This window comes from Methylocaldum gracile, assembly GCF_053646815.1.
On the sequence record NZ_CM132196.1, the window covers coordinates 2,323,151 to 2,349,139 of the forward strand.

At 52.8% G+C, this 25,989-nt stretch carries 20 protein-coding genes; 13 read left to right on the forward strand and 7 right to left on the reverse strand.

Annotation, left to right across the window (positions count from 1 at the left end):
* Nucleotides 1–3 precede the first annotated feature (3 nt).
* Nucleotides 4–894: a CPBP family intramembrane glutamic endopeptidase gene (locus ACWJJK_RS10295; protein WP_454128965.1), complete on the reverse strand. Its 891-nt coding sequence runs from the start codon at nucleotides 892–894 to the stop codon at nucleotides 4–6.
* A 535-nt stretch (nucleotides 895–1,429) separates the two neighbouring features.
* Between ACWJJK_RS10295 and ACWJJK_RS10300 the strand changes: the two genes are divergently transcribed.
* From ACWJJK_RS10300 to ACWJJK_RS10330, 7 genes are all read left to right on the forward strand, one after another.
* A complete protein-coding gene (locus ACWJJK_RS10300; RefSeq protein ID WP_166642435.1) occupies nucleotides 1,430–1,930 on the forward strand; it encodes an ElyC/SanA/YdcF family protein in 501 nt (166 codons plus the stop codon).
* Between the two features lie 164 nt (nucleotides 1,931–2,094).
* Nucleotides 2,095–3,153: a hypothetical protein gene (locus tag ACWJJK_RS10305; protein ID WP_454128966.1), complete on the forward strand. Its 1,059-nt coding sequence runs from the start codon at nucleotides 2,095–2,097 to the stop codon at nucleotides 3,151–3,153.
* A gap of 671 nt (nucleotides 3,154–3,824) precedes the next feature.
* On the forward strand, nucleotides 3,825–4,418 hold the full coding sequence (locus ACWJJK_RS10310) for a hypothetical protein (protein ID WP_168175510.1): 594 nt from the start codon (nucleotides 3,825–3,827) through the stop codon (nucleotides 4,416–4,418).
* Between the two features lie 23 nt (nucleotides 4,419–4,441).
* Nucleotides 4,442–4,576, forward strand: a complete 135-nt coding sequence (locus ACWJJK_RS10315; protein ID WP_276205414.1) for a hypothetical protein — start codon at nucleotides 4,442–4,444, stop codon at nucleotides 4,574–4,576.
* Nucleotides 4,577–4,635: 59 nt separating this feature from the next.
* Nucleotides 4,636–5,700 (forward strand): glycosyltransferase, encoded by a 1,065-nt coding sequence (locus tag ACWJJK_RS10320; RefSeq protein ID WP_168175511.1) that lies wholly within the window; start codon nucleotides 4,636–4,638, stop codon nucleotides 5,698–5,700.
* 115 nt (nucleotides 5,701–5,815) lie between these two features.
* Entirely contained in the window at nucleotides 5,816–6,985 is a 1,170-nt protein-coding gene (locus tag ACWJJK_RS10325; RefSeq protein ID WP_077732098.1) for a GNAT family N-acetyltransferase, read from the forward strand.
* Nucleotides 6,986–7,152: 167 nt separating this feature from the next.
* Entirely contained in the window at nucleotides 7,153–8,310 is a 1,158-nt protein-coding gene (locus tag ACWJJK_RS10330) for a glycosyltransferase family 2 protein (protein WP_077732099.1), read from the forward strand.
* Nucleotides 8,311–8,648: 338 nt separating this feature from the next.
* On the opposite strand, the gene ACWJJK_RS10335 is transcribed toward ACWJJK_RS10330, so the two are convergent.
* The 4 genes from ACWJJK_RS10335 to ACWJJK_RS10350 all read right to left on the reverse strand — a co-directional run bounded on the left by ACWJJK_RS10335 (nucleotide 8,649) and on the right by ACWJJK_RS10350 (nucleotide 13,264).
* Nucleotides 8,649–10,037, reverse strand: coding sequence for a GumC family protein (locus ACWJJK_RS10335; RefSeq protein WP_240502629.1), 1,389 nt, complete (start codon nucleotides 10,035–10,037; stop codon nucleotides 8,649–8,651).
* Between the two features lie 77 nt (nucleotides 10,038–10,114).
* Entirely contained in the window at nucleotides 10,115–11,617 is a 1,503-nt protein-coding gene (locus ACWJJK_RS10340) for an O-antigen ligase family protein (RefSeq protein WP_139841052.1), read from the reverse strand.
* 85 nt (nucleotides 11,618–11,702) lie between these two features.
* A complete protein-coding gene (locus ACWJJK_RS10345; RefSeq protein WP_133716166.1) occupies nucleotides 11,703–12,395 on the reverse strand; it encodes a sugar transferase in 693 nt (230 codons plus the stop codon).
* The gene (locus ACWJJK_RS10350; protein ID WP_156881302.1) at nucleotides 12,392–13,264 is read right to left on the reverse strand and encodes a nucleotidyl cyclase domain-containing protein; all 873 of its coding nucleotides are present in this window, start codon (nucleotides 13,262–13,264) and stop codon (nucleotides 12,392–12,394) included. The genes ACWJJK_RS10345 and ACWJJK_RS10350 overlap by 4 nt, the downstream gene beginning before the upstream one ends.
* 1,014 nt (nucleotides 13,265–14,278) lie before the next feature.
* Here ACWJJK_RS10350 and ACWJJK_RS10355 point away from each other — a divergent pair.
* Nucleotides 14,279–15,724 carry a lipopolysaccharide biosynthesis protein gene (locus ACWJJK_RS10355; protein ID WP_077732105.1) on the forward strand — a complete coding sequence of 482 codons (1,446 nt, stop codon included), beginning with the start codon at nucleotides 14,279–14,281 and terminating at the stop codon, nucleotides 15,722–15,724.
* Between the two features lie 99 nt (nucleotides 15,725–15,823).
* The gene (locus ACWJJK_RS10360; RefSeq protein WP_077732106.1) at nucleotides 15,824–16,561 is read left to right on the forward strand and encodes a polysaccharide biosynthesis/export family protein; all 738 of its coding nucleotides are present in this window, start codon (nucleotides 15,824–15,826) and stop codon (nucleotides 16,559–16,561) included.
* A gap of 443 nt (nucleotides 16,562–17,004) precedes the next feature.
* On the opposite strand, the gene ACWJJK_RS10365 is transcribed toward ACWJJK_RS10360, so the two are convergent.
* Nucleotides 17,005–18,054, reverse strand: coding sequence for a hypothetical protein (locus tag ACWJJK_RS10365; protein ID WP_077732107.1), 1,050 nt, complete (start codon nucleotides 18,052–18,054; stop codon nucleotides 17,005–17,007).
* Nucleotides 18,055–19,346: 1,292 nt separating this feature from the next.
* Here ACWJJK_RS10365 and ACWJJK_RS10370 point away from each other — a divergent pair.
* Genes ACWJJK_RS10370 through ACWJJK_RS10380 form a run of 3 tightly spaced genes read left to right on the forward strand, consistent with a single transcriptional unit; the run spans nucleotide 19,347 to nucleotide 22,928 of the window.
* A complete protein-coding gene (locus tag ACWJJK_RS10370; RefSeq protein ID WP_156881303.1) occupies nucleotides 19,347–20,642 on the forward strand; it encodes a glycosyltransferase family 4 protein in 1,296 nt (431 codons plus the stop codon).
* Entirely contained in the window at nucleotides 20,639–21,790 is a 1,152-nt protein-coding gene (locus tag ACWJJK_RS10375) for a GNAT family N-acetyltransferase (protein WP_156881304.1), read from the forward strand. Before ACWJJK_RS10370 ends, ACWJJK_RS10375 begins: the two co-directional genes overlap by 4 nt.
* Nucleotides 21,791–21,803: 13 nt before the next feature.
* The gene (locus tag ACWJJK_RS10380; RefSeq protein ID WP_434112827.1) at nucleotides 21,804–22,928 is read left to right on the forward strand and encodes a glycosyltransferase; all 1,125 of its coding nucleotides are present in this window, start codon (nucleotides 21,804–21,806) and stop codon (nucleotides 22,926–22,928) included.
* Between the two features lie 50 nt (nucleotides 22,929–22,978).
* Here ACWJJK_RS10380 and ACWJJK_RS10385 read toward each other — a convergent pair whose 3' ends face one another.
* Complete coding sequence (locus ACWJJK_RS10385; RefSeq protein ID WP_077732111.1) at nucleotides 22,979–24,016, reverse strand: polysaccharide deacetylase family protein; 1,038 nt, start codon at nucleotides 24,014–24,016, stop codon at nucleotides 22,979–22,981.
* 577 nt (nucleotides 24,017–24,593) lie between these two features.
* On the opposite strand from ACWJJK_RS10385, the gene ACWJJK_RS10390 reads away from it, so the two are divergent.
* Entirely contained in the window at nucleotides 24,594–25,829 is a 1,236-nt protein-coding gene (locus tag ACWJJK_RS10390) for an anion transporter (RefSeq protein WP_454128967.1), read from the forward strand.
* Nucleotides 25,830–25,989 lie beyond the last annotated feature (160 nt).

Genomic DNA, 25,989 nt, shown 5'->3' on the forward strand with positions numbered 1-25,989 from the left:
TATTCAAATGGGCTCTTTCGCTAATCTGCCCGGCGACCGCCGATCCTTTTCAGGGCCGGACCGGCGGCGGATGCGGATCACGAGCAGCACGATCAGGGCGCTCATCCAGGCAGCGGTGAGATAACCGATCATCCCGTCGTAAGACCCGGTCAAAAACGACCAGTATCCGTTCGGAACGCCGTTCGTTGCCGCTTTGGTGGTCTTGATGACGCAGACCCACCCGGCATGTATGCCGATGCAGTAGCCCAAGCCCAAGGGAAAAGCCACCCGAATCCAGGCGAGAAAGACTGCCGCGAGGAATAACGCGAGAAAAGAGGAGGGATCCAGGGTTGGAAGAGTGGCCAGGGCATCCCCTGCGATTCGAAAACCTGTAGTCCAGTCGACATCGGCCGCTGCGGGTTTCAAGTCGCTGCGCAAGAAATGGAGTAGGGCGAAATAAAAGGAACTGATGGCGACGGCCGATAGGGTTCCGGCCGCTTTTCGAAGTGCGGCGAACAGAACGCCGCGGAAAATCGTTTCTTCTATGATTGCCACGACCAATCCTATGCCGAGTGCCTTAAGTGCGGTCATTCCGAGGCGATGGGCGTTCGACCAGGCATCCATATCGATCTCGCGAACGTCCAGGGCGATCAACGCCAAGGCATGAAGGGCGAGCATGGCGGCTCCCAACGGAACACCGACCGCGACCTGGCGAGACAGCTCGGACTTGGTTCCCACCCCGATGTCCGGACGGCGCAGGCTGAAGAATTTCGCCGCCGGAATGATGCTGAGAAGGAGAAGCAAATGACCGCTGCGGTTTACCAGGGTATGAAACCCGATGGCACCATCCGTGATCCAAAAGATCGGGTAGGCGAAAAACGCGGCGAGCGAGGCGCAAAGAAGTATGACCAACAAAGGTGCCAGCACCGCTGAACTAACGATTCTTAGGGAAAGCATGACAAAGGATTTGAAACATTGATGCGCTAAAGCCGATGGCGCGTTAAATGGTCGAAAGTCTATCTCATATGGCGCATGGTGGGTAAAACGGCACCGTTCGGTGGGAAGCCGAGCGTTTCCGAACCCCCTGCTGGGTACAAATGCACGAGCCTGCGAGGCGGCGCTCCTTATGTCGCATCGGGCTTGAGCGACGATTCACCAAAGCAGTATTAATCGCGCCGTCTCCACCTCCGGTGCGGGCGGCCTCGATCGATATCTCTGTGCCTGCACAAGGGTGCCTTTAGGAATGGACATGCAAGAAACGGATTTTACGCGGCGTAGGCTATGTCTTGGTCTGATTCACCGACGTTCATGTTGGTTGCCTACCGCTCACGGTTGGATGGTTCTTTTTCTCGTTTCCTTGAGTTCCGCCGCTTTCATCGTTGGTAGGATCCATCCTTTTTTATCGATCAGCGACCCGATTTCCGGGGGCGGCCTTGTGGCAGAGGGATGGATGCCGGATTACGCGATGGAGCAAGTGATTGCCGAATTCGAACGCGGTCGATACACCCGGCTCTACGTCACCGGCGGCCCTATCGAGAGAGGACGGTTGCTCCAGAAATACGGAACGTCCGCCGAGGCCGGCGCCGCCATGTTGGTCGAACTGGGGCTGGATGCGGATGTAGTCCAGCCGGTTCCGGCGCCGCGGAGCAGGACGGATCGGACGTACATATCCGCTATCGCTCTACGAAACTGGTTTGCTCGGAACGGGATTGAGGAACGCTCGCTGACCGTTGTGTCGCTCGGGGTTCACGCCCGCCGAAGCCGCCTGTTGTTCCAGACGGCTATCGGGCGGTCTATCCCCGTTGGTGTCATCGCCGTCGAGGATGAAAGTCACGACCCGATGCGCTGGTGGCGGTCCAGCGAGGGATTTCGAACCGTAACGGACGAGGCGATCGCTTATCTTTACACTACCCTGATTTTTTATCCTGGAAGGGAGATCATGGCTCGGTAGTGTGACTTGCCGTCTCTACCCCGATCGCTCGAGGTCTTTCCCGTTATGAAGCCTCGATGTGGCGTTCGCTCGTCGCTCTCCACATTGCAAAAAGACGTTCCGTTGGTCTCTTACGGTTTTAAAGAGGGCGGCTCTTGTTTAGAATCGATCAAAAAAGGAGTGTCATGAATAAACAGGATGTTTTGAGGTACTGCCTAGTCAGTATCGTTTTGGGAGCATGTTGCGGTTGCTCTTGGGTTGGCGCCGCGACGCCGCGAGCAGTTGATGATCCGACCGCTCTGCGCGCCGGAGGATCGAAAACAACTAATCCATCTCCGGCAACTACGCGCTATGTTCGTCCGTTCGGCCCGAACGCGCCCTGGAACCGACCGGTGGACGGGCTGCCGCGCCATCCCCAGTCCGATGCCTTGACCAATCGCCTGTGGCAATATTCGCCGTCGCGGGTCGGCAATTTCAATCTGTCCTTCAGCGGGTATACCTATCCGGTGTACATGGCCGGCACCGCGAAAGGCTCTTACCCAGTCCGAGCGCCATCATGGAACAAACTCAACGGTACCAAGATCCCCTGGAGCCCGGATTGGAAGCCCGCGACCGGCTCCGATAGCCAGGTGATCATCCTCGACCCGGACAGCGGGCGCGAATGGGATTTGTGGCAGGCGAGTTTCGATGGGGCCGCCGTCCATGTTTCGAACGGCAATCTGGTGCCGGGCTCGTATTTGACCAAGGAAGACGGCTTCAAGCCCTCGCGCGGCTGCGGCATTCCCTACCTCGCCATGCTGGTGAGACCGGAGGAGATTGCCCAGGGCAAGATCGAGCACGCGCTGTCGATGCCGAGCCGGAACACCGCGAAGACCTTCGTGGCGCCGGCCACCAAGTCGGACGGCCGAGCTACCGACAATGGACTGCCCATGGGCACCCGGTTTGCGCTGAACATCACCGATGCCGAGATCGACGAGTGGGTGAACGCCCTACCGAGCCAATTGACCGGCCAGACCCGTCGGGCGGCGCGGATCATCGCCGTGGCCCTTAGGGATTACGGCTGGTTCATCTCCGACACGGCCGGCGGCGCGCACTTCCAGTTCGAGGACAACGCCACCGCCAAAGCCAAATGGGAGGCGCTGGGCTTGGGGGAGAAATCGATTGGCTGGAAAAACTACCCTACCGATCTGCTCGATGGCTTGCTGACCAAACAGCGTATCTACGCAATCGTTCCTAGTAACTGATACAAGATGTACCGACCGCAGGCTCGGTTGTGGCTGGTGCTCGGACGAAAGAAAGAGAAGGGGAAGCGACGGCCGAGTGTAACACCTGAGGACACGCTGACTCGTGTAAGTAGCCTTTCTTAGGTAGTTGTTCGAGTTTTATATCAGTGGTTTAACCAGCACAATGCACCTACGTATTCGGGTGCACAGGGATGTTTCAAATGGCCGAAAAAGTGACCGGTCTAGACTCTGATCCAGTCGGTATCTCAGTTTATGCTCAAACTCGTTAAGTTGAGCTTTGCATATTGGTTTTGTTTTTAAGGAGCCTTTAGTGGGCTTCTTAGTTTCGAAATAGGTTGTTTTAGTCGCAACCATCGCCAGGTAGCTTGATAGGTTAACTCAACGAGTAGGGTTATGCCGGAGTCTGCTGTTGGCAACGACGCTTTGGATTTTTCCCAAGGCAAGGAACGTCGGATAGATGCTGTAACCACCCAACACAGAAACAATAAGAAACACCCGTGGGAGTCAGTAATTTGGTACGACTACATTCGGCTTTGAAGGCAGCCTCGTTGTGGGCTATGAGTTATGCGTCCGGGGTGCACACGCAATATACCCGATTTGCGCTTATCGGGCATGCACGCACGGGTTCAAACCTCTTGTTGGACGTATTCCGGTCCAGCTCTGAGGTCGAGATGTTCCATGAGATATTTAGCTCGGATAACCGGATTATCGGGCAAGGTTTTAATGAAGGTATATCTCGTCTATATAACGAATATGCACGCTGCGTCCGCGCGGTCGGGTGCAAGATTTTTTATAACCACTTGACCAACCAAGAATGGACTGAATTCCAGAAATTGAAGGAATTCAAGATCATCCACTTGATGCGCCGTAATCGCTTGAGGACACTGGTGTCCCTGGCCATCGCATTCAAAACCGATATTTGGCTGCAGAGGAATTTGCGGAAAAAAGTTCCGGTTGACCGAAAGAAAGTCCACCTGGAACCGGGAAATTTAGTTGCGCAAATAATGCAGATCCAAAATTGGGAATCCCAAACACGTGGTCGATTCGCAGACCACGATATGCTCGAAATTTATTATGAAGATTTGGTGGACGACTTCGATAACATAGCCTCGAAGGCAATAAACTTCGTAGGCGCCAAACAATGGAATTCAAATAGGATCGCGTATAGGAAGCAGAATCCGGAGCCGCTCCATCAGCTTATTTCGAACTTCGACGAAGTTAGGGGGGCGTTGAAGAATACGCCATGGGAAAGATACCTTGAATGAGTTTTCCGAACGAGGGAGTGACCATGGATATCGTAAAAATTTCGCAGAAGCTGCTGACTGAAATTGGAGCTCAACTCGATATACATCGCTCGGAGAAAGATATTTTGCCGATTTTAGGTCAAAGGAATTTTAGAGCTAATTCGTCAACAGCTTTTTGAAGGCCATGCTTCGAAATGACCCCATTTTGATTGTTGATTTAGCGAAATACTACGGAGGCGTGGATGTACGCGTTACCGCCTTAGCGCGAATGCTTCACGGCGAACGTCCTTACGCCGTCGCGACTTTGAAGGGCTCGGCATTGCATCATCGCCTGGAAGCCGCTGATTTAGTCTCGTTCCCCGTGCCGTTTTCACGGGGCGATCCGAGAATATTGCTCTATTTGTATCGCCTAATTCGAAAAGGCGGATATAAGGTAGTGGATACTCATAATCCGCAATCCCAGTTTTGGGGGGGATTGGCCGCAACATGGGCAGGTGCAAGAAGTATTTGCACTGTTCACAGTGCGTATGGGCTGGAATACGCCAACACTCTGAAAGGGCGGCTATACGAGCTGGTTTTGCAGTTGAGCTATCGGCTCGGTTTTCACTTTATCGCCGTATCGGAATCGGTACACCAATATCTCGCCGAACTAGGCATTCCATCGACACGAATTTCGCTAATCCACAACGCCATAGAATATACCGAGGAAACATCGGCCGGGCGGGCTGCTCCATTCTTCAAGGAGCTAGGATGGAGTTCCGACGTGTTCGTAGTCACGGTAGTCGGCCGGCTCGAATCCGTAAAAGGTCACAGGTTCTTGTTCGAGGCATTGGCACGCCTGGCGAAGTCCAGGCCTCGGCTACGGTGCCTGGTCGTGGGAGATGGCTATCTGCGCAGCGAATATGAAGAACTGGTAAGGAAGGCGGATCTCGAACAGATTGTCCACTTTGCAGGCTTTCGCAACGATGTCTCCGTCCTCTTAAGCGGCAGCGACGTGTTTTGTTTGCCTTCTCTTTCCGAAGGTCTGCCGTATGCGGTCCTGGAGGCATGCAATCATCGTCTCCCCTTGCTTTTGAGCGGAGTGGGAGGGCTAGCCGAGCTATTCGACCACGGAAAAACCGCGTTTCTTGTTCCGCCAGCGGATGTGGATGCACTGGCGAGAGGAATTTGTTGGCTCATGGATTATCCGGTCGAGGCAAACGGTTTAGGCGAAGCCGCTTTTCACGCCGTGAAGCAGAAGTCCGGTACTAGGCAGATGTACGGGAAGACCTTGGAAATTTATCAATCTGGTTTACCTCTATAGGCACTGAGATATTTCGAGTTAAACCGGTGACTACGAAACGATCGAAATATCACGGGTTTTGCACCATTAACCAATGGAACGGCTAACCGTAAGAACAAGGGCAAGGGATTGCATAATGCGCAGTATTTCGGAAAAGGTAACTATCAAAACGTTCCGAGGGATATCCGGTCTCGAGGAAATCGCAACCGAGTGGGAGTTCATAACGAAGGTTATGGATGGCAAGCGATTTTTTCACCTCGCGGACTGGTACCGTTGTTATCTAAATGCTCTGGAAGACCAGCCCGATACGGTGTTATTCACGGTGGTATATGTAAGCGACAATCCGGAAGCCATTTTCCCACTGAAGATATCATCGCAACGAATATTCGGGCTGAAGATGAGGGTGCTGCAACTCCCGAGCCATCCGCACATGTGCCTCAATGATTTTGTGGTTGCTAAACCCGAACGCGTAAAAACTTACGTGCCTCTCGTTTTAAAACATCTGAAAGAAGTGCCAGGCCTTTCCTGGGACTATATTTATCTCCCGCGTGTCCTTGAAGAATCAGCCGCAGTCACTGCACTAGCTGAACAGTCTAATATCTGGAATGTTCGAAGATCCTGTGGGCAATGCGACTATATAGTTATGCGTCCTTATAATCTAATGTTTCAAGGGTTTTCGAAAACTTTCAGAAATAATATGAGACGAGCAAAAAAGCGTGCCGAAGATTTAGGAAACATAACCTACACGTCTGCATCAAAGCATCCGGAACTCGGCATGGCTTACGAGGCTTTTTTAGATGTTGAAGCCTCTGGTTGGAAAGGTAGAAAAGGATCTGGTACAGCCATAAAACTAGACAAAAAGCTCGAGTCCTTTTATAGGCTGCTAATGGAACACTACTCCCGATCAGGCGGATGCGAAATTCATATTATGTGGCATGATAAAAAGCCTATATCTGTGGAGTTCAGTCTCATTACGGATAGTACCCTTTATACCGTAAAGATCGGTTATGATGAAAACTATTCATTCTGTAGTCCAGGTCATCTGCTTCGCGAATATCTTATGAATTATTATGAGAACAAGGGTGGAATTAGTTTTAATAATTTGATTACGGATGCATCATGGCATAGTGGATGGAAGCCCCAATTTTACAACGTATTTCACTACTATCTATGTAGGCCGACCGTGCGAGGATGGATTGCTTACGTATATCAAAAAGCACTTCTTGAGATTCGCCCGGTATGGTTGGTGTTGAAGCCGAAGTTGAGGAATTTGAATATCATACCCGGGCGATTCGCTCGTGCTTGACTAATAGGCAAAGGAGTCGCAATTCGTTGAGTAAATACGTAGCAAGTGAAACTTCATGTGTCGTATTAGCAAGGTTGTTTAGAGTGGCCGATAGTTCGATGATTTAGGCCATTCATGAACCTTTCGACACTGTCATCAATGCCGTTAGACAAAGACATCAAGGGATTATGATGTTATCAATTTTTTGGTTATGTCTAGGCTTAATTTGTTACGTCTATATCGGATACCCCATCTTAATTACAGCGCTTGCCTCGGTAAGACAACGTCGAATCGACGCAGCGCCGATTCACCCGACAGTCAGCTTGATTGTTTGCGCTTACAATGAAGAGGATATTATAGGCAGGAAAATTGAGAATAGTCTGTCATTGAATTACCCGGCGCATCTGCTCGAGGTGATAGTGGTTAATGATGGGTCGACGGATAGAACGTCATCAATAATCAGTAAATATACCGATAAACCGGATATCACTATTGTTCACTCCCCTGTGCGGGAAGGGAAGGCTGCCGCGATGAATCGGGCCGCCGCTCTAGCCAAGGGTGAAATCCTGATTTTTTCGGACGCACGTGCCATTTATCGTGCCGATAGTCTAAAGCTTCTGGTTCGGAATTTTAATGATCCAGAGGTCGGATGCGTTAATGGCAACAGGCGTTTGCACAAAAACAGATCGCCGATCTTCGGCTCCGAGAAATCGTATTGGGGCTACGAGGCTTACATTAAAACGAAGGAAACTCAATGCGGGTCGACCGTCAGTGTCAGCGGGGCGATGCTCGCCATTCGCGCATCGATATTCGAGCCTATACCGACCAATATGATTCTCGATGATGCCTGCCTCGCCATGCAGACATTGCGGAAAGGATTTCGAGTCATCTACGATCCGGCGGCGCTGTGTTTCCAAAGTTCGGCGATGTCCACGCGCGACGAGGTTTTGCGAAGGCAGCGCATTACAGCCGGACGCTTTCAGATGCTCCTGGATGCTCGGGCATTATGGCCATGGAACGACAAGCTCGCAATTTTCGAATTGGTATCTCATAAGGTCATGCGTCTCTTCCTGCCGTTCTTCAGTGCCGGTGTCTTTCTTTCCAGCGCGGGATTGATGTTTTTACCGGATACTCCCGAAATAGTGATTGCATTATTTTGGGCCCAAATCGCATTCGGTTTCCTGGCCGTTATTGGATGGATCTCGGAAAAGTTCGGTTGGAAGGTCGGGCTGTTGGGGATTTGGTATTACATCGCGAGCGGAAATTTTGCGTCCTTCCGCGGTCTGGTGAGGTATTCGAAAGGTAGGCAGACCGTTCTTTGGGAGAAAGCGCGCCGTACGGAGTGAGGGCAGATTCGTTCTGCGAGCGCTTTCCTTTTCGATGGTGAGTTCGGTCTGCTGATGAAGCGGTAACGACTCCGGCAAGCGGATCGCAGCTTCCAAGGACGTTCGATCAGTGTTGTGGCTGTGGGGTGTGGGGCGCACGGATGCCCTGAGGCCCATCGAGACGGCACGACGATAGTCCGCGGGAAGTCAGGCGCCGACGGATCGTCCATCGAAAGGAGGTGCACAGCCGTCGAGCGGGGTAGGGCGGCCTCGAGACCGCCCATCCGCTGACGACAGCGGGTTTACCCAGCCGAGTGTGCCCACTGTTCCCAAATGCCGGCCACTCCGTTCGAAGGTCTTTATGGGGACGGGATTCGAGCCAGGACCGGCACGCCGAGCTTTTCTTCGACACCTTCCGGTGTGTAAAGCCCGCGTCGCTTCAACTCAGCAAAGTAGGCCACGATGAAGGCAGCCAAAAGCCCAAAAAGCGCACCAACCATTACCTTTAAGAGTCTTGCCGCGTTTAATGGCTTCGGAGATATCGTGGGCTCCTGGAAGACGCGGACATTGGTAACTTTCTTGAGGTCCAGTTCTTCGGAAATCTTGGTTTCCTCGAGTTTGCTCAGATAATCACGATAGAGGCCTTCCTTTACCGCTAGCCGCGTTTCAAGATTAAGCAATTCTCCCTTATGCATGTTGATGACCGATAGTTGATCGTTGACCTGCCTCAGGGTCTGCTCGGCATCCTTAATGGTTGTCTGGACGCTCAGCAATTCGGGCTCGAGGTGGGTCGTTTCCAGTTCCAGCGCCCAGTAAGCCTGGTTCGGCTGACGCCGAATCTGCGCCGCTTTTTCCTCTTCGTTCTGGCGCATGAATGCCTTCACGTTATCGATGTCTTGTCGAACTTCACTCACGGTCCTGCTGTTTTCATTGTATCTCCGCAAAAGCTCCTGCTCCTTCAGCTGAAGCTCGAGGAGCCTTTGCTGCGCAAAGTCCACCCCCGTGGACAACGGATCATTCCGCGGAACCCTGTTTTTCAACTTTTGCAGAGCGGCCAATTTATGAGACAGTTCATTAGCCCTCGATTTGGAAAGCCGGAGCGTTTCCTCTACGGCTGACTGTCTTTGCAACAGTAACCGTATCTGTTCGTCGACGTTAATTATCCCGTACTGTTGCTTGAAGTCGCGTAGACTCTGCGTGGCTTCTTGCAGGCCTACGGTGTACTCGGCGAGTTTTTGCTCGAAAAACGGAGCGCGGGACTCTCCGTAAATTCGGACGTGCTTATCGATAAAACTGTTAACGAGCAAGTCGACGACCCGCTTCGCGACAACCGAATCCGGATGGGCAAAATAGACGTGGATGACGCCCGAATTTTTCACACTTTTGACGGCGAGAGCTTTGTCGAAATTCAATAGCGCCGCATCCATTACGGATTGATCCTGAGGATTTGCGTCTTTAAGTTCAGGGTATAGCGTTTTGATGCCTATCGAAGTGATTACTTTTTGCCGTAAGTCTGTGCTATTCAGAAGCTCCGACTCCGTGTTGAGCAATTCCTCCATTTTGAATTCACGCCTAGAGCTACTATAGGGGCCGCTGAATTCAGGTATGTATTTGTACTCACGACCCAGGTTGAACAACAACGCGGCATGTGCCTCATAAACCGGTTTTTCAAGAATTGCGGTAATTGCTCCAGCCGATAAGGCTACTAAGAAAGCCACCAAAGCCTTGCGTTTATGCCTGATCACCATGGCGACCAAATTAGAATCTCGTATTTGACGATTAGAGAGCATCACTGTTATATCCCTATAGTGAGTTATTGAAAAAGTTAAGTAGAGAGCGAACGCTTACCAGAGTGAGCCATTTCCCACTCGGCTGCTTGCGGTAAAGAAAGGGCAATTCCCATCAGAATCCAAAAATATTTTGGATAAGAGTCGTGCAGAAACAAGCTGCTCACAAGAAAACCGAAAACTCCTATGCTAAAGGCAGTTACCAAAGTTGCATAGTCGTGGCGTCCTGCTTGTTCGAACGTGTATCTTGCCTGCTTCAGGCTCTTGACCATAAACCATAGCAGAGCTCCGAAACTCACCAAACCGATAAGTCCTCGTTCAGCGGCTATCTGAAGATAAAGACTATGTGCGTTTCGATTTTCGCCGCGATTCATAAGGTGTAAGTCCTGGCTATAGCGCTGGAAATTGAAAACATAATTACCGGCTCCAACTCCGAACAACGGGTTATCCGCGAACATACGCAGCGCGATTTGCATCTCCGCCTTGCGTCCGTCGACCGAAATGTCTGCGGCGCTGGTTTCGGATGGATCTTTCTCTCCGGAAAACGTGGCGACCATATCGTTTATACGAGTGACATAAGCACTCGGAGCAAGGGCGAGCAGGCAGATTAGTACGGCGAGGCCTGATGTTAACACCTTGGGAGAAACGCGAATGTGCATAAGTGCAAGGCACAGCATTCCGAATATGCCCACAAGTGCGCCGCGAGAGTAGGTGAGACTGATGGCCAGGAGTACCAAAGCGAGCGTAATTGCCGCTAGCGGGCGAAGCAACCGAATGGGTTCGTTTAACAGCCGCTCGATACATAATGGCACTATGGGTAGAAGGATGAGGGCATAGAAATTGGGGTCGGTCAAAGGGCCCGATATCCGATAATCGCCCAATTCCTTTGCGAGCTCATCATATTCGGCATTTGCAAATCCAGCGAACTTGAACCAATAAGCACCAGTAACAAATTGGGCAAAATTCATGGATACTAAGAATAGTGCACCGAATCCTAGTGCCCAAATCAAGAGCCTAAACGAGGCGGCAGTTCGTGATATTAGTATTATGAGAATACAAATCATTCCTTCCCTGATGTTATTGAAGACGAATTCCTGTGCGTCCCGAAAGTAGTCCGAATAGGATAACGACGCCAAGACGAGCAGCATGTATATCAGGACGAGCAGGGCCGGTTTGGCGGCTCCAACGGGTCTATCGCCACCGATGAAGCGAAGCGTGAATGCGGTGAGCAGCGCGGCGCCGTACAACTTAGTCGGCGATGGTGCACCGTGCTCGATGGCGACATCCGAGGCATTCGTATAAATGATGAATGTCAATGCCGCCAAACCCCAGTCGGTACGTGCAAAAGTGAGAACGGCGGCTGGAATTCCGACAAACACGACAATGAACATCAGTGCCAATTGAAGAGCTTCCAGTTGGGAAATCAATACAACCGGCACCAGCGCACTCGTGCCTAGGGCCAAAAGATCCCATTTTTGTGCGGCGATCCGCCGCCCGATCCCTTCAGGTTGGGATAGCCAAGTCCATGGTTTTGCAGACACTCTTTTCTCCTTATGTTCGATCGAAAATTGCACTGTTCTCCCTTAAGGGAACAATTTGCATTGCGAGCCCGTCCGGCTCAGTTTGCTAACAACCGAGTGAGCGCCGGGTCAGTATTACCTGGAAAGTTCGCAGAAGGATTTCCAGGTCGAGTCGGAGACAGGCTCGCTGAATGTAAGCGATATCGAGTTGTGAGCGTTCGTCGAACTCAGTCTTATTTCTACCCAGAATCTGCCACAAGCCCGTGATTCCCGGTATTGCATCCAGGCGTTCGGTTTGCCAGAGCCGGTAGGTTTCGGGGCGGAAAGATGTCGGCCGTGGTCCGACTAACGTCATTTGGCCGAACAAGAGATTAAAAATTTGCGGGAGTTCATCCAGGCTCGTTTTCCGCAATATCTTTCCTACGCGGGTTATCCGCGGGTCATTCTGGATTTTGAAGTCCGGCCACTGTAGTTCGTTCAAGTGCATGAGTTCACATTTGAGCGCTTCAGCATTTGGAACCATGGTTCTGAATTTAAAGATACAAAACCGATAGCCGTTCTTACCGGTCCTTTCTTGTAAGAAGAAAATGGGATCTCGTGGAGATTCCAGTTTAATGAACAATGAAATAATTAATATTAGCGGTATCCACAATGGACTCGTAAGTATTACAAATAGCATGTCGAATAGCCGCTTGGCTATCAAGTAACCCTGGTTATTTGAGATTCGGAGTCTTGGCTTGAATCGACCTAACCAGTCAAGATCATTTCCATATCGCTCTCTTAGCGTTGGGGTAATCATGCAGCTTGCTCCTCGGTTTCTTCGACAGGCAGGGGCTGCTTGCCATCCACGATATTTGACTCGGCGGTTTTGATTAAGGCTTCAAGTGTGAACCCATCGCTTGGAAAAGACGCTGCACCAACCGATACGGGAAGGTCCAGATCCTTCTTGGCGCTCGTTTGTATCCGTTGAGCCACGGTATTGCATGCTTCGAGACTTGTTGACGGACACATGATTAACAACCGGGAGTCATGCTCGGTACACATTACGATCATGTCGCTGCGTCGAAACCCGGCGACGATCCGGTTTATCAACTTTACCGTCAGATAGCGCTTCAAGTAGCGTTCGGCAAGCTCATGAAATATCATTTTTCGATAGCGGGATAGCGAGTATTTGTTAAGGTTTTCCTTCACGTCTAATACGATAACGCTAAGCGGATTTCCGGATCGCCTGCTTTGATAAAGATATGTATTGATTTCATTCATGGAGTCCGGGAGCTTGGCGATCGGTTTATGCAGATCTTTCAAGAGCATGCTTTCCAGTTCCTCTGAAACGTAAGCCATCCACCTGGCGACGGCATGGGAGAAATACACCGATATACTCAGAAGAATGGTTTCTAAAAAACCGAAGATGTAATTATTGTATTGGGTATTATGGCGTGCCGATAAAGCGAGGTTTGTACTTATAACTAATAGGAGAGGCAGGTATATGGAATGTTTGGTCCAGAATTTCCAGCCCGCCACGATAGTGAGCACCGACAAGGCGGCTAAAATTTTTGTGGGAGTGGAGATGCTGGCGATCGAACCCGTTCCCGGATCTAAGGTATTTAGGCCGAAAAGTATAAAGACAGTCGTAAGCAGACCAAGCAAGTCCTTTGAAATAGATTTCATTTGCAAACACTCCTTTTCTGCAAACTTTATTCTCTCTATCTGTCCGTTAAGATTCTCCGAATAGTGAGAGGGCGCTGCATCAAGTCCTTGTGCTGCGCAGGATCGCTGTATGTATTTTTACCTCCGATAAATTGAACGATAAGCCGTCAGGATAGCTCCAAGGCGGCGGGTTTGACTTCCGCGCTTCGGCCGGCTGTGCGCAGGCGCTAAATTCACCGTGGGTGCAGCGGAATGAATGTCGACGTCGACAGCTCGAGCGATCGGGACCGCTTCAAAGCCGTCATAATGCAGATCGAAAGTTTTGCTGCACTCCGACAAATTTAGATGAGCTAGAGGACGGTATTCAACATCGTGATGCAGGAACGGCCAGGCAACGAGACCGGCCGGAGAGTAACGCGGCCGCGACAATCCGCCTGCACGGCAGTGTCTCGGGTTCGCGTGAATGGGGGTGCTGTCCATCGCCAGACTCCAAAAGTCGATTATCCTCCCTGGGACGGACCGGGACTGCGCGAAGTCCGGCCGAATGCGTTCACTATATCAAACAGTCGCGTAATCAGAATAGACAAAAATCAACAAAAAATCGGCTTTTCGAAGCTCGATATTGTTAAGAATAACTTTGTTTGAATCTTTCCGCTGCCCCGGCAGTCCAACTGGCCGATAGAGGTTCAACTAAGTCATAGCAACTGAGCCGGTTTCGAAACATGCGACGACGGCCAGTGTAACAAAGGCGTTAAGCCGCCACTCGCCCCGGTCGAGATAACAGCCAGGAGGAACTCGGCGTGATGCACGCAACGGGCGACGTGTATCAACAATACAATAGGGAATCGCATCTCTTGGCGTATCGGCAAGATTTATATTAGAGTACGAAGCGCCAGTCGGTTTGTGTATCGCACGATGAACAAGGAGGGCAGACCGGTAGGGTTCTGCCTTAATAGTGCTGTAAGCAGAGTTGGGACTTATGACATGACGTCATAAGAATGGCCTGCGAACGAATTCGCGACAAGGGATTGAACAATGATTCATGCTGGCAGAAAGACCGTACATGCCGTGGCGTGGAACTACGCGTCTTTTGCACTGAGCAAAGGCGTCGTACTGATCACGATGGCAGTACTTACCCGGCTCTTGCCACCCGAAACCTTCGGGATAGTCAGTCTAGCGACAATCATCATTTCATACTTTTCGCTGCTGCAAGACTTGGGTTTAGGAAGCGCCCTGATACAGCAGCGAAACGATGTACAGGAAGCGGCGAACACCGTTTACGCCGCGAATCTGGTCATCGGAATTCTTTTTTTTCTTTTTACCTTCGCCATAGCTCCGGCGGTTGCCGTCTTTTTTCGCGCACCGGCGGTCGAGCCGATGTTGCGGATACTTGCTTTGACGTTCCTCATCGATCCTTTCGGTTCGGTCCACATTGCGCTTCTTCAGCGGGATTTGGCGTTTCGCAAAAAGCTGATACCGGATCTCGGGCGATTGCTTATCAAAGCCGTTGTCACGATCGTTCTTGCCGTCAAAGGATTCGGGGCATGGTCGCTGATCATCGGACAGCTATCGAGTTCGCTTTCGGGCGTCATCCTAGCGCGCATCGCACTGCGGCAAAAACTCAGGATGCGCATCAAAAAGCCACAGCTTGGCCGCCTTTTGAAGTTCAGCATACCCTTCATGGCATTTAACCTGATTAACGCACTTGTATCGAATATCGAGTTTATCGTTATTGGACGAACCCTAGGAGATGCGGCGCTCGGGATATATTCGATAACTTATCGTATCGTCGATCTACTGATTATGAATGTGTGGGTGGTATTGGCGGGAGCGATGTTTCCCGCGTTAGCGACGATACAGCACCAGCCCCACTTGCTGCGACGAGCATTTCTTTCGGTAACCCAATACGTTCAGGTTTTTATTGTTCCGATCTCTCTCGGTCTCATTATCACAGCGGAACCTATAGTCAAGGTTTTGCTCGGGGCTCAGTGGTTGGGCGCGATTCCGATTCTCCGGTTGCTGCCTGTTGCATTTCTTATTTTCTCGATCGGAACGACAGCGGGTGATATCTATAAGGCAATTGGACGCCCGGCACTGTTGTTAAAAATGGGCATACTACACATCATAATACTGATTCCTTTACTTCTCGTGGGTGTTCAATACCAGCTCGTAGGGGTGGCATTGAGCCTAATCGCAACGGCATTCCTAGTCAAAATCGTTCATTTGTTCGTAATCGTACGGGTGATAGGGGTTACGGTGTCGGAATTGATGCGCGCACTCAGGCCGGCGTTTGTCGGCGGGACCGCGCTCACCATTGTTACCACCCCGCTGGTCTACAGCATCGGCGATCAGCCTCCCGTGGTGCAACTGTTGGTTGCCGGAGTAACGGGAGCCGCCGCTTATTTCGGAACACTATGGCTTTTAGAAAAGGAGGTCGTTATTAAGGGAGCAAATACGATACTCGATGCCGTCAGGCGTTAAGGCAGCGAAAGAATGCTAGATGTCGAGCTTTCGTAAACCAGGTACCGAATTACGTCACGTATTTTTGTAAACCACGACTTATCTAATGGACAGGATGCTATGAACGGAGTCAACCCGATTGCGCGAGGTCGCAAAGCTATTTCCGGTCGTCTGGCAGGGCTGATGACGCTGATCATCATCATGGGCTGCTATGGGTGTACGGTTAACCGGCCCGTCCTTGATCCCAGCGTGGCATTGGCCGAGGTGGAGAGCAGGTATGAGGTTCCGCCTAATTACATCATTCAGCCCGGAGATCAGCTGGACGTGAAATTCTTTTATACCCCTGAGTTCAACGAGTCGGTAATCGTGCGGCCGGATGGCAAGATTTCTCTCCAACTGATCGACGACGTGCAGGCGGCAGGGATAAACCCGGCGAAGCTCGACGAAGTCTTGACGAACGCCTATTCCGGAGAGTTGAAAGATCCTGCCGTCACGGTGCTTGTCCGGACGCTTACCGAGCCGAGGGTCTACTTGGCGGGCGACATCGCAAAGCCCGGATTCATCACGGTAAGAAACAAGATCGGGGTCCTCCAAGCCATAGACGAAGCCGGGGGATTCCTGGAGACTGCAAATATCAACGATGTCACCGTCATCCGAAAAGGACCCAACAACCAACCGTTGACGCATGAAGTCGATGTGGAAAATATCCTCGACGGCGAGTTAAGCGATTCGGATTTTCTGCTTCAGCCTACGGATGTCGTTTTTGTGCCGAAGCGCGGGGTGGCGAAGGTTGCGGGTTTCATGGATCAAATCCGGAAAATACTGATGCTCAACGGGCTCTTCATACCGCTGTTTTGAGGTTTGAGGAAAGGACCAGCAGTATCTGGAACGATTTAGGACCGTCGGCGGACTGTTCCGCCTATGAGATCGCGAGCGACTCGCGCCTCATGACGCATGAGCAGCCTGAGGGAAAGGTTGGCGAAACCGATTTTTCCGGTGTTCGGTTGATCTATGAATGCATCCCGGGGCGAGAAAAATCCCGCCCGAGGATGGATCAACGTGGCCGAGTGTCGAAACCCGGCTGAGGGAGAGTTCGGAGTAGTGCTGAGCCGACCGACGATTATCGCCTCTCGCAATCGAATCGCGGGGAGGCGGATACGGCGACGTGGGTTCAGAACTGCTCGGCTTGGGCTAGCCCAGTCGGTATTTACCCTGCGTGCGGTCTCACTTTGAGAGGGAACGGACGAACTGTCTTATCTCGAGAAAACGCGCACGCAGGGTTTCCGTACCGATAAGCTCGATCAGTATTGGTCGCTAGGAGCTATCGCATAGATACGCTGTTTGGTCAGCAAGCCATCGAGCAGATCGGTGGGATAGTTCTTATAGTTGATGTATTGCTCTCCCAAGCCCAGCGCCTCCCATTTGGCTTTGGCGGTGGCGTTGTCCTCGAACTGGAAGTGCGCGCCGCCGGCCGTGTCGGAGATGAACCAGCCGTAATCCCTAAGCGCTACGGCGATGATCCGCGCCGCCTGGCGGGTCTGGTCCGACAATTCGCTCGGCAAGGAGTTCACCCACTCGTCGATCTCGGCATCGGTGATGTTCAGCGCAAACCGGGTGCCCATGGGCATACCGTTCTGGGTAACCCGACCGTCCGACTTGGTGGCCGGCGCCACGAAGGTCTTCGCGGTGTTCCGGCTCGGCATCGACAGCGCGTGCTCGATCTTGCCCTGGGCAATCTCCTCCGGTCTCACCAGCATGGCGAGATAGGAAATGCCGCAGCCGCGCGAGGGTTTGAAGCCGTCTTCCTTGGTCAAATACGAGCCCGGCACCAGATTGCCGTTCGAGATGCGAATCCGGGAGCCGTTAAAGTTCACCTGCCACAAATCCCACTCCTGCCCGCTGTCCGGGTCGAGGATGATCACCTGGCCATCGGAGCCGGTCGCGGGCTTCCAGTCCGGGCTCCAGGGGATCTTGGTACCGTTGAGGTTACCCATCCCCGCCTGGACCTGGTAAGAGCCCTTCGCGGTGCTGGCCATGTACACCGGATAGGTATAGCCGCTGAAGGACAGATTGAAATTGCCGACCCGCGACGGCGAATATTGCCACAGGCGATTGGTCAAGGCATCGGACTGGGGATGACGCGGCAGCCCGTCCACCGGTCGGTTCCAGGGCGCGTTCGGGCCGAACGGACGAACATAATCGTCGGCGGCACCGGCCGATTGAGCCATGACCAGGGTCGCTGCTATCGACAGGCCATGGACGGCTTTGCGTACGATTCTATGGCTGCGACCGTCGGCAACTCGTTTTTCGGCGCATTTGGCTGAAGGAAGGTAAGAGTTTACAAATTTCATGGTTTCTCCCGTGGGATTTTTTCGCTACAAATTCGAGGCATAGCGGCTCTTCGCGGCCATGCCAGGTTATGTAAGCTTCAGTGCGACGGCTGATCTAAACCGCCGTAATCACCGAGCTTTAGCGTCCCTGGGACCAACTCCATCATTCCTGACAGGTTCAGCGTTGGTCGAACTACCGGCTGTTCAAGCAGTTCCATTCGTTTTCCAAAAGTACGAGCAACCCCCCTTTTAAGCTATGGCTGAATCCCATGTGTCTTAAGTACCGCTTCGAATAACTCAGTGATGAAAAAGGCATCAGCCACGTTTGATGAAGGCAAACGTCGGTGACATTCATTACTGGGTTATTCAAGGCTGATTGAGTAGGCCCGAATGTTTTTCGGGGGAACTGCTCTGGGAGCAGCGTGTTGCCCTACTCACGGGGTCGGATATCCGAGACCGCCAATTACCTAAGGGGCACAAAGGCAAGCATGTTTAACGCTTCAGTTTCCAAGCAAAAAAGCGCAAGTGGATTGAAGTAAAACCAATTTTTGTTGTCGGGTAGTCGCTCGTCACTTGCGTAGCCGATGAAAGCATGTGCCGTGCCAATATCGATCAAACCTAGAGCTGACGCGGGATTGGCTTTTTGGGGGTGTCGCCGACTACGTAGAATTACTTATCAATCGACGCTGATATGCGACAGAGGATCGCTCCTATCCAAAAAGATGTGTGGTTCGATGGAAAAGGACGCGCCGGGCGTACGCAGCGAAAATGGGGGCACTGGAGGGGGCGGAAATGACACCCGAAACGCATGTAAGGGATCGGAAAGTCGAGGGGTCGCCGGAGAGCGACGGTTAAGCACATACCCCTTGCACCATAGAAAGGCGACACAAGTCGTGATTGTTCGTCTTTTCTCATCCGACGACTGTTTGATATAGTGAAAAACGTTTCGGCCGGACCGTTCTCGTTCCCGGCCCGTTCAAGGAGGATAGTCGACTTGCGGAGAGTCTGGCGATGGACAGCGCACCGTTTCCGCTTCATCTAAACCCGAGGTCCCATTGGGGGCCAGCATTCGCTGCTCCGTCCGACGGGTGCTATTCCTCGGAGCAAATCGCCATTCCCTCGATCGCGTGCGGAATTCAAGCTGAGGGAAACCGTAATCTCGCTGACTAGCCAAGGTTTTTGATCTTCCGTGTGGGGTTTATCGAGGGCGGAAATCGCCGGGCCTCACGGTTGTTGGATCATCGAGCGATTCATGGCGTCAGTGCTGATACAGGGAAGTTGTCGGTACCTTATATATAAGACAGGGATTTAAGATGAGGATATTTGTCGTTGAGCCTACGGGCCAGGGAGGGTTGGTGCACTATGCCTACGAGTTATGCACCGGACTCGCGAATGCCGGAGCGGACATCACTTTAGTGACCGCAGATGAGTATGAACTCAGCGGCTGTCCGCATAATTTTCGTGTCGACAAGCGATTGCATCTGTGGAAGATCGTCGATTCGCGCGCAGTGCGAAAGCAGCCGCGAGGAGTCCTGGCGAAAACCTGGCGCCGGTTCTGGTGGACCGGCCGAAGAGTGTTGAGGTTTTCTCGACTACTCGGCCAGTGGATTCGCCTGACGAATTATCTGATCGCCGAGAAACCCGACGTCATTCTGTTCGGACGGTTCTATTTTCCCGGAGTCTCGCTTTTTCTTCGAAGGCTTAAGCGTCATGGCCTGGTCTTGGCGGACGTGTGCCATGAGTACGAGTTTCGCGATCCGAGCTTGTCTCGAATCAATGCCCTGATCGATCGGACGACGGGGTTTTTCGAGAAAACCGTATATAAAGCGTTCTCCGCTGTGTTCATCCACGGGGAAATAAATCGGGATCGGTTCTTGGCCGAGCTCGAGGTGCCTTCCGAGCGCGTCCACATCATCCAGCACGGGGTGTCCAGTCTATTTTTCAGTCAGGCCCAAAAGGGCGGCTTAGCCGAGCGTTATGGCATCGAGGCTTCCGACCGGCTGGTACTGTTTTTCGGCAATCTTCGGGTGAGCAAGGGCGTTCCCGATCTCCTTCGCGCCTTTGCTTTGATCGAGAGCGATAAATATCGAGCCAAATTGGTTGTCGCGGGCTACCCGACGCAATCGGTCGACGTAAACGAATTGCGCAGACTGGCCCGGGAGTTAGGAATAGAGCGGCGCACGATTTTCGATATTCGTTACATACCCAACCATGAGGTGAGCGAATTGATTCAGCTCGCTACGGTTGTGGCCTTTCCGTATCTCAGCGCCACTCAAAGCGGGCCGCTGATGATAGCCCACGCTTTCGGTCGGCCGGTCGTGGCGACCTCGGTCGGCAATTTTCCGGAGGTGGTAAAAGACGGAATCACCGGTCTCCTTGTGCCGCCTGCGTCTCCGCCGGCCTTGGCCGATGCACTTGGAAAGATTTTGGCGGCCCCGGATCTCGCCGAAAAAATGGGCAAGGATGCCAAAGCGCTCGCCGAGAGACGGTACAGTTGGAATTCCGTAGCCAGAGACATGTTGACGGTACTCCAAGACATCGCCTTGGGACCCGCCGTCCGCGGAAAGACAGCTTCATCGGCAAACGACGCACGGACGGTAACACGATGATCAAGATCGAGATCGTTCAATCGGAAGAGGGATTTCTCGCGCTCGCATCGGAATGGAATGCCTTGCTCGACGCATCCGGGCTGGGAAATATATTCCTCACCTGGGAGTGGATATCCACATGGTGGACCTGCTTCGGCCGAGGACGCTATAAGCCGTGGGTCATTACAGCTCGCGACGGAAACGATGGCCGGCTGGTCGGGCTGTTGCCGCTCGCTTTGCAAACGGTAAATCTCGCCGGTCTCCGCCTGCGGCAACTATCGTTCATGGCCGGCGACCGGGTCATCGACCATCTCGACGTGATCGCTAAACCAAGCCATAGCCATGCGGCAATGCCATTCTTCGTCGATTGCCTGGTCGGAAAGTCGGTCGAGCACGATATCGTCCGGCTCGATGCCATGAAAGCCGATTCGGCCTTTGTCAAGGCACTCCTCGATACCATCGAGCAACGGCCTGATGATGCCAGCCACATGGCGATCGACTCGGTCTGCCCTTATCTTTCGCTTCCCGATACGTGGGACGGTTATTGGGCCTCGATCGGAAAACAAAGCCGATATAACTTCACCCGCAAGGCCAAACGGCTTCAGGCCCGAGCGAGCGGGCCGGTCAGCTATCGAAGGGTCGAAACGAAAACAGAGCTTTCAGATGCTATCCGTGAGCTCGTGCGTTTGCATCAGGCCAGGCAGCAGCAAAAGGGTAACCCCGGAGCGTTCGCGCAGAAGCGGGCGATCGAGTTTCATACCGCAGTTGCCGAGCGTTTTCTGGACAAAGGATGGCTTCGGCTGTACTTGCTTACCGTCGGGGAGCAAGTGATCGCGGCCATCTATTGCTACAAATTCGGCGGCAAATTCAGCTTTTACCAATCGGGCTACGACCCAGCTTGGGCCGAGTGCAGCCCGGGCGCCTTAATCATGCTGCATGCGGTTCGAGAGGCAATCAGCGAGGGTGCCGAGGAATTCGACTTTCTTCGCGGCGAGGAGCCTTACAAGTCGTTATGGACCAGCACGGCGAGGACGGACCTGCGTTTACGGATTGCCACGAGCATGCCTGGCTGGCTGATTCTCAGAGCATATCAGCTGGCCTACCAGGGCCGCCGCGCCATCAAGGCGAATCTCGGTTGGGGTAACCGCCATGCCAAAGCCGCATCCTGACCGCATACTGTTCATGATCGATTCTCTTGGTATGGGAGGTGCCGAGCGGATGCTGTTCAATTATCTCCAGCATCTCGACAGGAATCGATACGAGCCCCGTGTTTGCGTGTTTCGGGTCCGTGACGGAAATCCCATTGCCGCCGAAATCGAGAGGTTGGGGGTGCCGGTGGATCTGCTGCCGGCTTCGGGTATCCGCGATTTCATGAATGTGGTGTCTCTCGTGCGCTATCTCCGGCGTCACGGAATCGATCTGGTACATACCCAGCTCGAAACGGTCACGGTACACGGCGGTATTGCCGCCAAAATCGTCGGTCTTCCGACTGTGCACACTCTGCATACATTTGCCTATCCCGAAGCGACGTCAAAAGAAATCCGCAGAAGCGAAGTCGCGTGGTTCGCCCTGAGAAACTTTCACGACAAAATCATCGCGGTTTCTGCGGCGGTCGGCGATTATGCCGTGGCCAAAGGGCGTGTGCCGCCGGAAAGGATTTCGGTGCTCTACAACGGAATCGATACGAGTTCCTTTCGCCGTCGCAATGAAGCAGACCGAGCGGCAGTGCGCAAGACCTTCGGGATACCGGCGGATGCGGCCTTGGTCGTCACGGTTGCGGTATTGCGTCGGGAAAAGGGAATCCAATTCCTGATCGAAGCGTGGCCGGACATCCTCGAAGCCGTGCCGAACGCCTATTATCTGATCGTCGGTGCCGGCCCTTTCGAAAGTCAGTTGAAGTCGCTCGCCACGACTTACAAATTAACGGATCGAGTGTTATTTGCCGGTGCTCGCAACGATATTCCGGAGATATTGGGAGGCAGCGACCTTTTCGTGCTTCCCACACTCGACGATGTGCTTCCGACCGTGTTGGCCGAAGCGATGGCGAGCGGTTTGCCGATCGTGGCGAGCCGTGTCGGCGGAGTCCCCGAGATGGTGGAACCCGGCAAGAACGGTTTGCTTGTCGCTCCTGCCGACCAAACGCAACTGGCGGAAGCCTGTGTTCGTCTGCTGCGTACGCCAGACGAGGCGCTGCGGCTGGCGCAGGGCGGACAAGACGTCGCCGAGGCGCGTTTTAATGTTCGAAATCAGGTGCGAAAGCTCGAAAACATCTATCAGGAACTTCTGGAGCGGACAAATTCCTCCTGATAACTTGGTATTCGAGCGCCGCCGTCGGCGAACCTGGTGCCATTCGTCGTTCAGCTGACCTCCGCATTGGAACGATAAAGTACATGGTGCACCTTGCATTGGAACGACATTCGAGTTAGACCGGGGTGGACGCCATAGCGTCTAAGTTCCAGCATTGGCGTATGTGCCGTATTCGGTCCCTGAATGGTTGTTGCTGCTGCGAGGATTCCGAAGTCTTTAAGAATATGAATTATTTTGTAATCGTAATCGGTGGACCCACCGTTCGGGTATGCGAATAACCGGCAAGCTTGGCCCGTCCAGTCGGATATCGAACCAATACTTTCATCGATTTCATCACGTGCTGCCTTAAGCGGAACTCTCGTAAGGATCGAATGAGAAGCCGTGTGAGCCCCAAAATGGATTAGCCCGGAGTTAGTCATGGCAGTTATCGCGTCCCGATCCATGATCCGAAAATCCGATGAGGAATCGAGAAGACTGCTATCAACCTCGAGCTTCTCGATAATTCGCTCGAGCTGTTCCAGAAGATCGCAGTGTTCCAGTTTCTTGAGGTAACACTGTAGTTTTCTCGATGCAATGGCCTTGGCGTTTACTGTGGATAGGTTAAATTTAAGGCCTTGCCATTCAAGAGTCGGCATAAACGTATTTGCGATCGCCTGAATCAAGCGGCAAAACCAAATCGTCTTCGAAGTTCCGACAAAGCCGGTGTTTACGAATACCGTTGCCGGAAAATGGAATTCCCGCAGGATCGGAAAAGCGACGTCAAAGACATTTTGATAACCGTCGTCGAACGTAATGACCACGGTCGGACGGTCGATGGATCCGGATCGCAGCCGCTGAATCGCGTCCGGCAAAGCGGCGACTCGGCAATACTTGGCGAGGTATTCCATCTGCTCTCGAAACTGAGCCTCGGTAATAAAGCAGTAATCCGGCACCGATAACGGCCGCCGCACTACGCCATGATACATCAGTATCGAGAGTTTGTTTTTGTATAACGATCTTGGCAAAAGCCAAGATAATCGAAAAGCAGACTCGGTTAATGTAAGAGAATCCCGCTCGATCGGTTTGATAACTGATTCTGGGTTTGACATATAGCAATCCTGCCATGGCTTTAAAGTCCATTTTAAAGTCACTCTCGTTAGCCGATGATATTCCGGTTAACGATGGATCCCGAGTGTATCAGGTGAATCTCAGCATGATCAATGAAGATGAGGCAATCATAACGGACAGAGGAATATTATGTACAGTAAAAACCACTCGAAAAACGGTTTTGATGATTCAGGAGCGAGCAAGATATGGCCGATGCTTCAACGGAGTATGGAACACGCATCTATGACTCCTGCCGGGACCGATATCTCATGAGCGGACAGTCATGTTACTCGACTAACTAAGTATCATACGGGCTATTTTTGAATTCCGGAAATTATGTAAGCAATACATTACGAGTGATCGGCCGGTGTGACAAAAAGACGATTCCTTGAGATTAAGCCGAGCCGGTTGTGTTTCTACCGAATATCGAGATAAACACCGTTACGCCTGTCGTTTTTCGATGAATACCGCGGTCCGGCCGCAGGCAGCCGGATTTGCCGCGACACGGGCAGGTATCGAGCTCCGGAAGGTGCCGCCAGGTTATACTTCGCGCCATTTTGCGGAATCGGACCTTCAATCGTGATCGCTACGATCGTTATCGTTTTCTCCCTCGTTTATATCGGCATGATTTTGGGCGGCTTGCCTTTTCTCCAGCTCGATCGGACAGGCATTGCGGTGCTCGGCGCGATCGCTCTGATTGCCACCGAGTCGCTCACGCTCGAGGAAGCGGGCAGGGCGCTTCATGTTCCCACCCTGATTCTTCTTTTCTCGTTCATGGTCATTTCGGCTCAGTTGCGGCTGGGCGGATTTTATACGCTGGTGACGGAAAAACTCGGCACGCTCCGGGTGAGTCCTGTTGTGTTCTTGGCGGCCCTGATCGCTGCGGCGGCGGGGCTTTCCAGCGTGTTCAGCAATGACGTCGTCTGTCTCGCGACGGCTCCGGTATTGATCGATGTCTGTGTGAATCGTCGCCTCGATCCGGTGCCTTTTCTGCTCGCCTTATCCTGCTCGTCCAACATCGGTTCGGCCGCCACGCTCATCGGAAATCCGCAAAACATGCTGATCGGCGAGACCCTGAAGATGTCGTTCGTCGATTATCTTCGAGACGCCGCGGTTCCGGTGGGCCTGGGGCTTGCGATAACCTGGCTGCTGATCGCACTGTGCTGGCGCGGACGTTGGGAGTTCGAGCCGAGCCGGATCGGAGTCGACCAAGACCCGCGTCTCGAACGGCATGCGCGTTTCGATCCTTGGCAGACGATAAAAGGGCTAAGCGTTGCAGCCGCGCTGTTCGCGGCGTTTCTGTTTTCCGGTTGGCCGCGCGAAATATTGGCTTTAGGCGGCGCCGGCGTACTGTTGCTGTCGCGGAAACTTCATTCGAGACATATGCTCGGTCTCGTGGATTGGCAGATCATCCTGATGTTCATCGGGCTATTCATAGTCAACCATGCCCTGGAGATGACGGCGCTGCCCAAGCAGGCCGTGTCGGCCTTGGCGAACGCCGGACTCGACTTGCACGATCTCGGGCCGCTTTATGGCGCATCCTTCCTGCTCAGCAACGTCGTGTCCAATGTACCTGCCGTGATGTTGCTCCTGCCCATGGCCACCCATCCGGACGCGGGGCTGCTCCTTGCCTTGTCGAGCACCTTCGCGGGCAATCTGCTGATCATCGGAAGCATCGCGAACATCATCGTCGTGCACGCAGCGGCACGCCGGAACATCGTGATCACCTGGCGACGCCATGCCATGGTTGGGGTGCCGGTAACCCTGCTTACCATCGCTATCGGCGCCGCGTGGTACTGGTCGAGAATGAGATGATGCCGATGGTCCTTGTTTAGGGTAAGGGAGATCGTCCCGTCTTGCATCACGCGCAACGACACGCCGCCGACCTCATTGCGCGCATTCGAAAACTGTAAACTTCCAGAGTTCCGGGAGTTGTGATGTCCGAATGGAAAGCATTGTCGATTACTTCACCCGC

Excerpts from the sequence above, each read along its gene's own strand:
- ACWJJK_RS10315 (WP_276205414.1), top strand. The coding sequence starts at position 4,442 with ATGGATATCGTAAAAATTTCGCAGAAGCTGCTGACTGAAATTGGAGCT.
- ACWJJK_RS10370 (WP_156881303.1), top strand. The coding sequence starts at position 19,347 with ATGAGGATATTTGTCGTTGAGCCTACGGGCCAGGGAGGGTTGGTGCAC.
- ACWJJK_RS10300 (WP_166642435.1), top strand. The coding sequence starts at position 1,430 with ATGCCGGATTACGCGATGGAGCAAGTGATTGCCGAATTCGAACGCGGT.
- ACWJJK_RS10330 (WP_077732099.1), top strand. The coding sequence starts at position 7,153 with ATGATGTTATCAATTTTTTGGTTATGTCTAGGCTTAATTTGTTACGTC.
- ACWJJK_RS10380 (WP_434112827.1), top strand. The coding sequence starts at position 21,804 with ATGATCGATTCTCTTGGTATGGGAGGTGCCGAGCGGATGCTGTTCAAT.
- ACWJJK_RS10335 (WP_240502629.1), bottom strand. The coding sequence starts at position 10,037 with ATGGTGATCAGGCATAAACGCAAGGCTTTGGTGGCTTTCTTAGTAGCC.
- ACWJJK_RS10375 (WP_156881304.1), top strand. The coding sequence starts at position 20,639 with ATGATCAAGATCGAGATCGTTCAATCGGAAGAGGGATTTCTCGCGCTC.
- ACWJJK_RS10305 (WP_454128966.1), top strand. The coding sequence starts at position 2,095 with ATGAATAAACAGGATGTTTTGAGGTACTGCCTAGTCAGTATCGTTTTG.
- ACWJJK_RS10385 (WP_077732111.1), bottom strand. The coding sequence starts at position 24,016 with ATGTCAAACCCAGAATCAGTTATCAAACCGATCGAGCGGGATTCTCTT.
- ACWJJK_RS10345 (WP_133716166.1), bottom strand. The coding sequence starts at position 12,395 with ATGATTACCCCAACGCTAAGAGAGCGATATGGAAATGATCTTGACTGG.
- ACWJJK_RS10355 (WP_077732105.1), top strand. The coding sequence starts at position 14,279 with ATGATTCATGCTGGCAGAAAGACCGTACATGCCGTGGCGTGGAACTAC.
- ACWJJK_RS10360 (WP_077732106.1), top strand. The coding sequence starts at position 15,824 with ATGAACGGAGTCAACCCGATTGCGCGAGGTCGCAAAGCTATTTCCGGT.
- ACWJJK_RS10310 (WP_168175510.1), top strand. The coding sequence starts at position 3,825 with ATGTTCCATGAGATATTTAGCTCGGATAACCGGATTATCGGGCAAGGT.
- ACWJJK_RS10325 (WP_077732098.1), top strand. The coding sequence starts at position 5,816 with ATGCGCAGTATTTCGGAAAAGGTAACTATCAAAACGTTCCGAGGGATA.
- ACWJJK_RS10350 (WP_156881302.1), bottom strand. The coding sequence starts at position 13,264 with ATGAAATCTATTTCAAAGGACTTGCTTGGTCTGCTTACGACTGTCTTT.
- ACWJJK_RS10365 (WP_077732107.1), bottom strand. The coding sequence starts at position 18,054 with ATGAAATTTGTAAACTCTTACCTTCCTTCAGCCAAATGCGCCGAAAAA.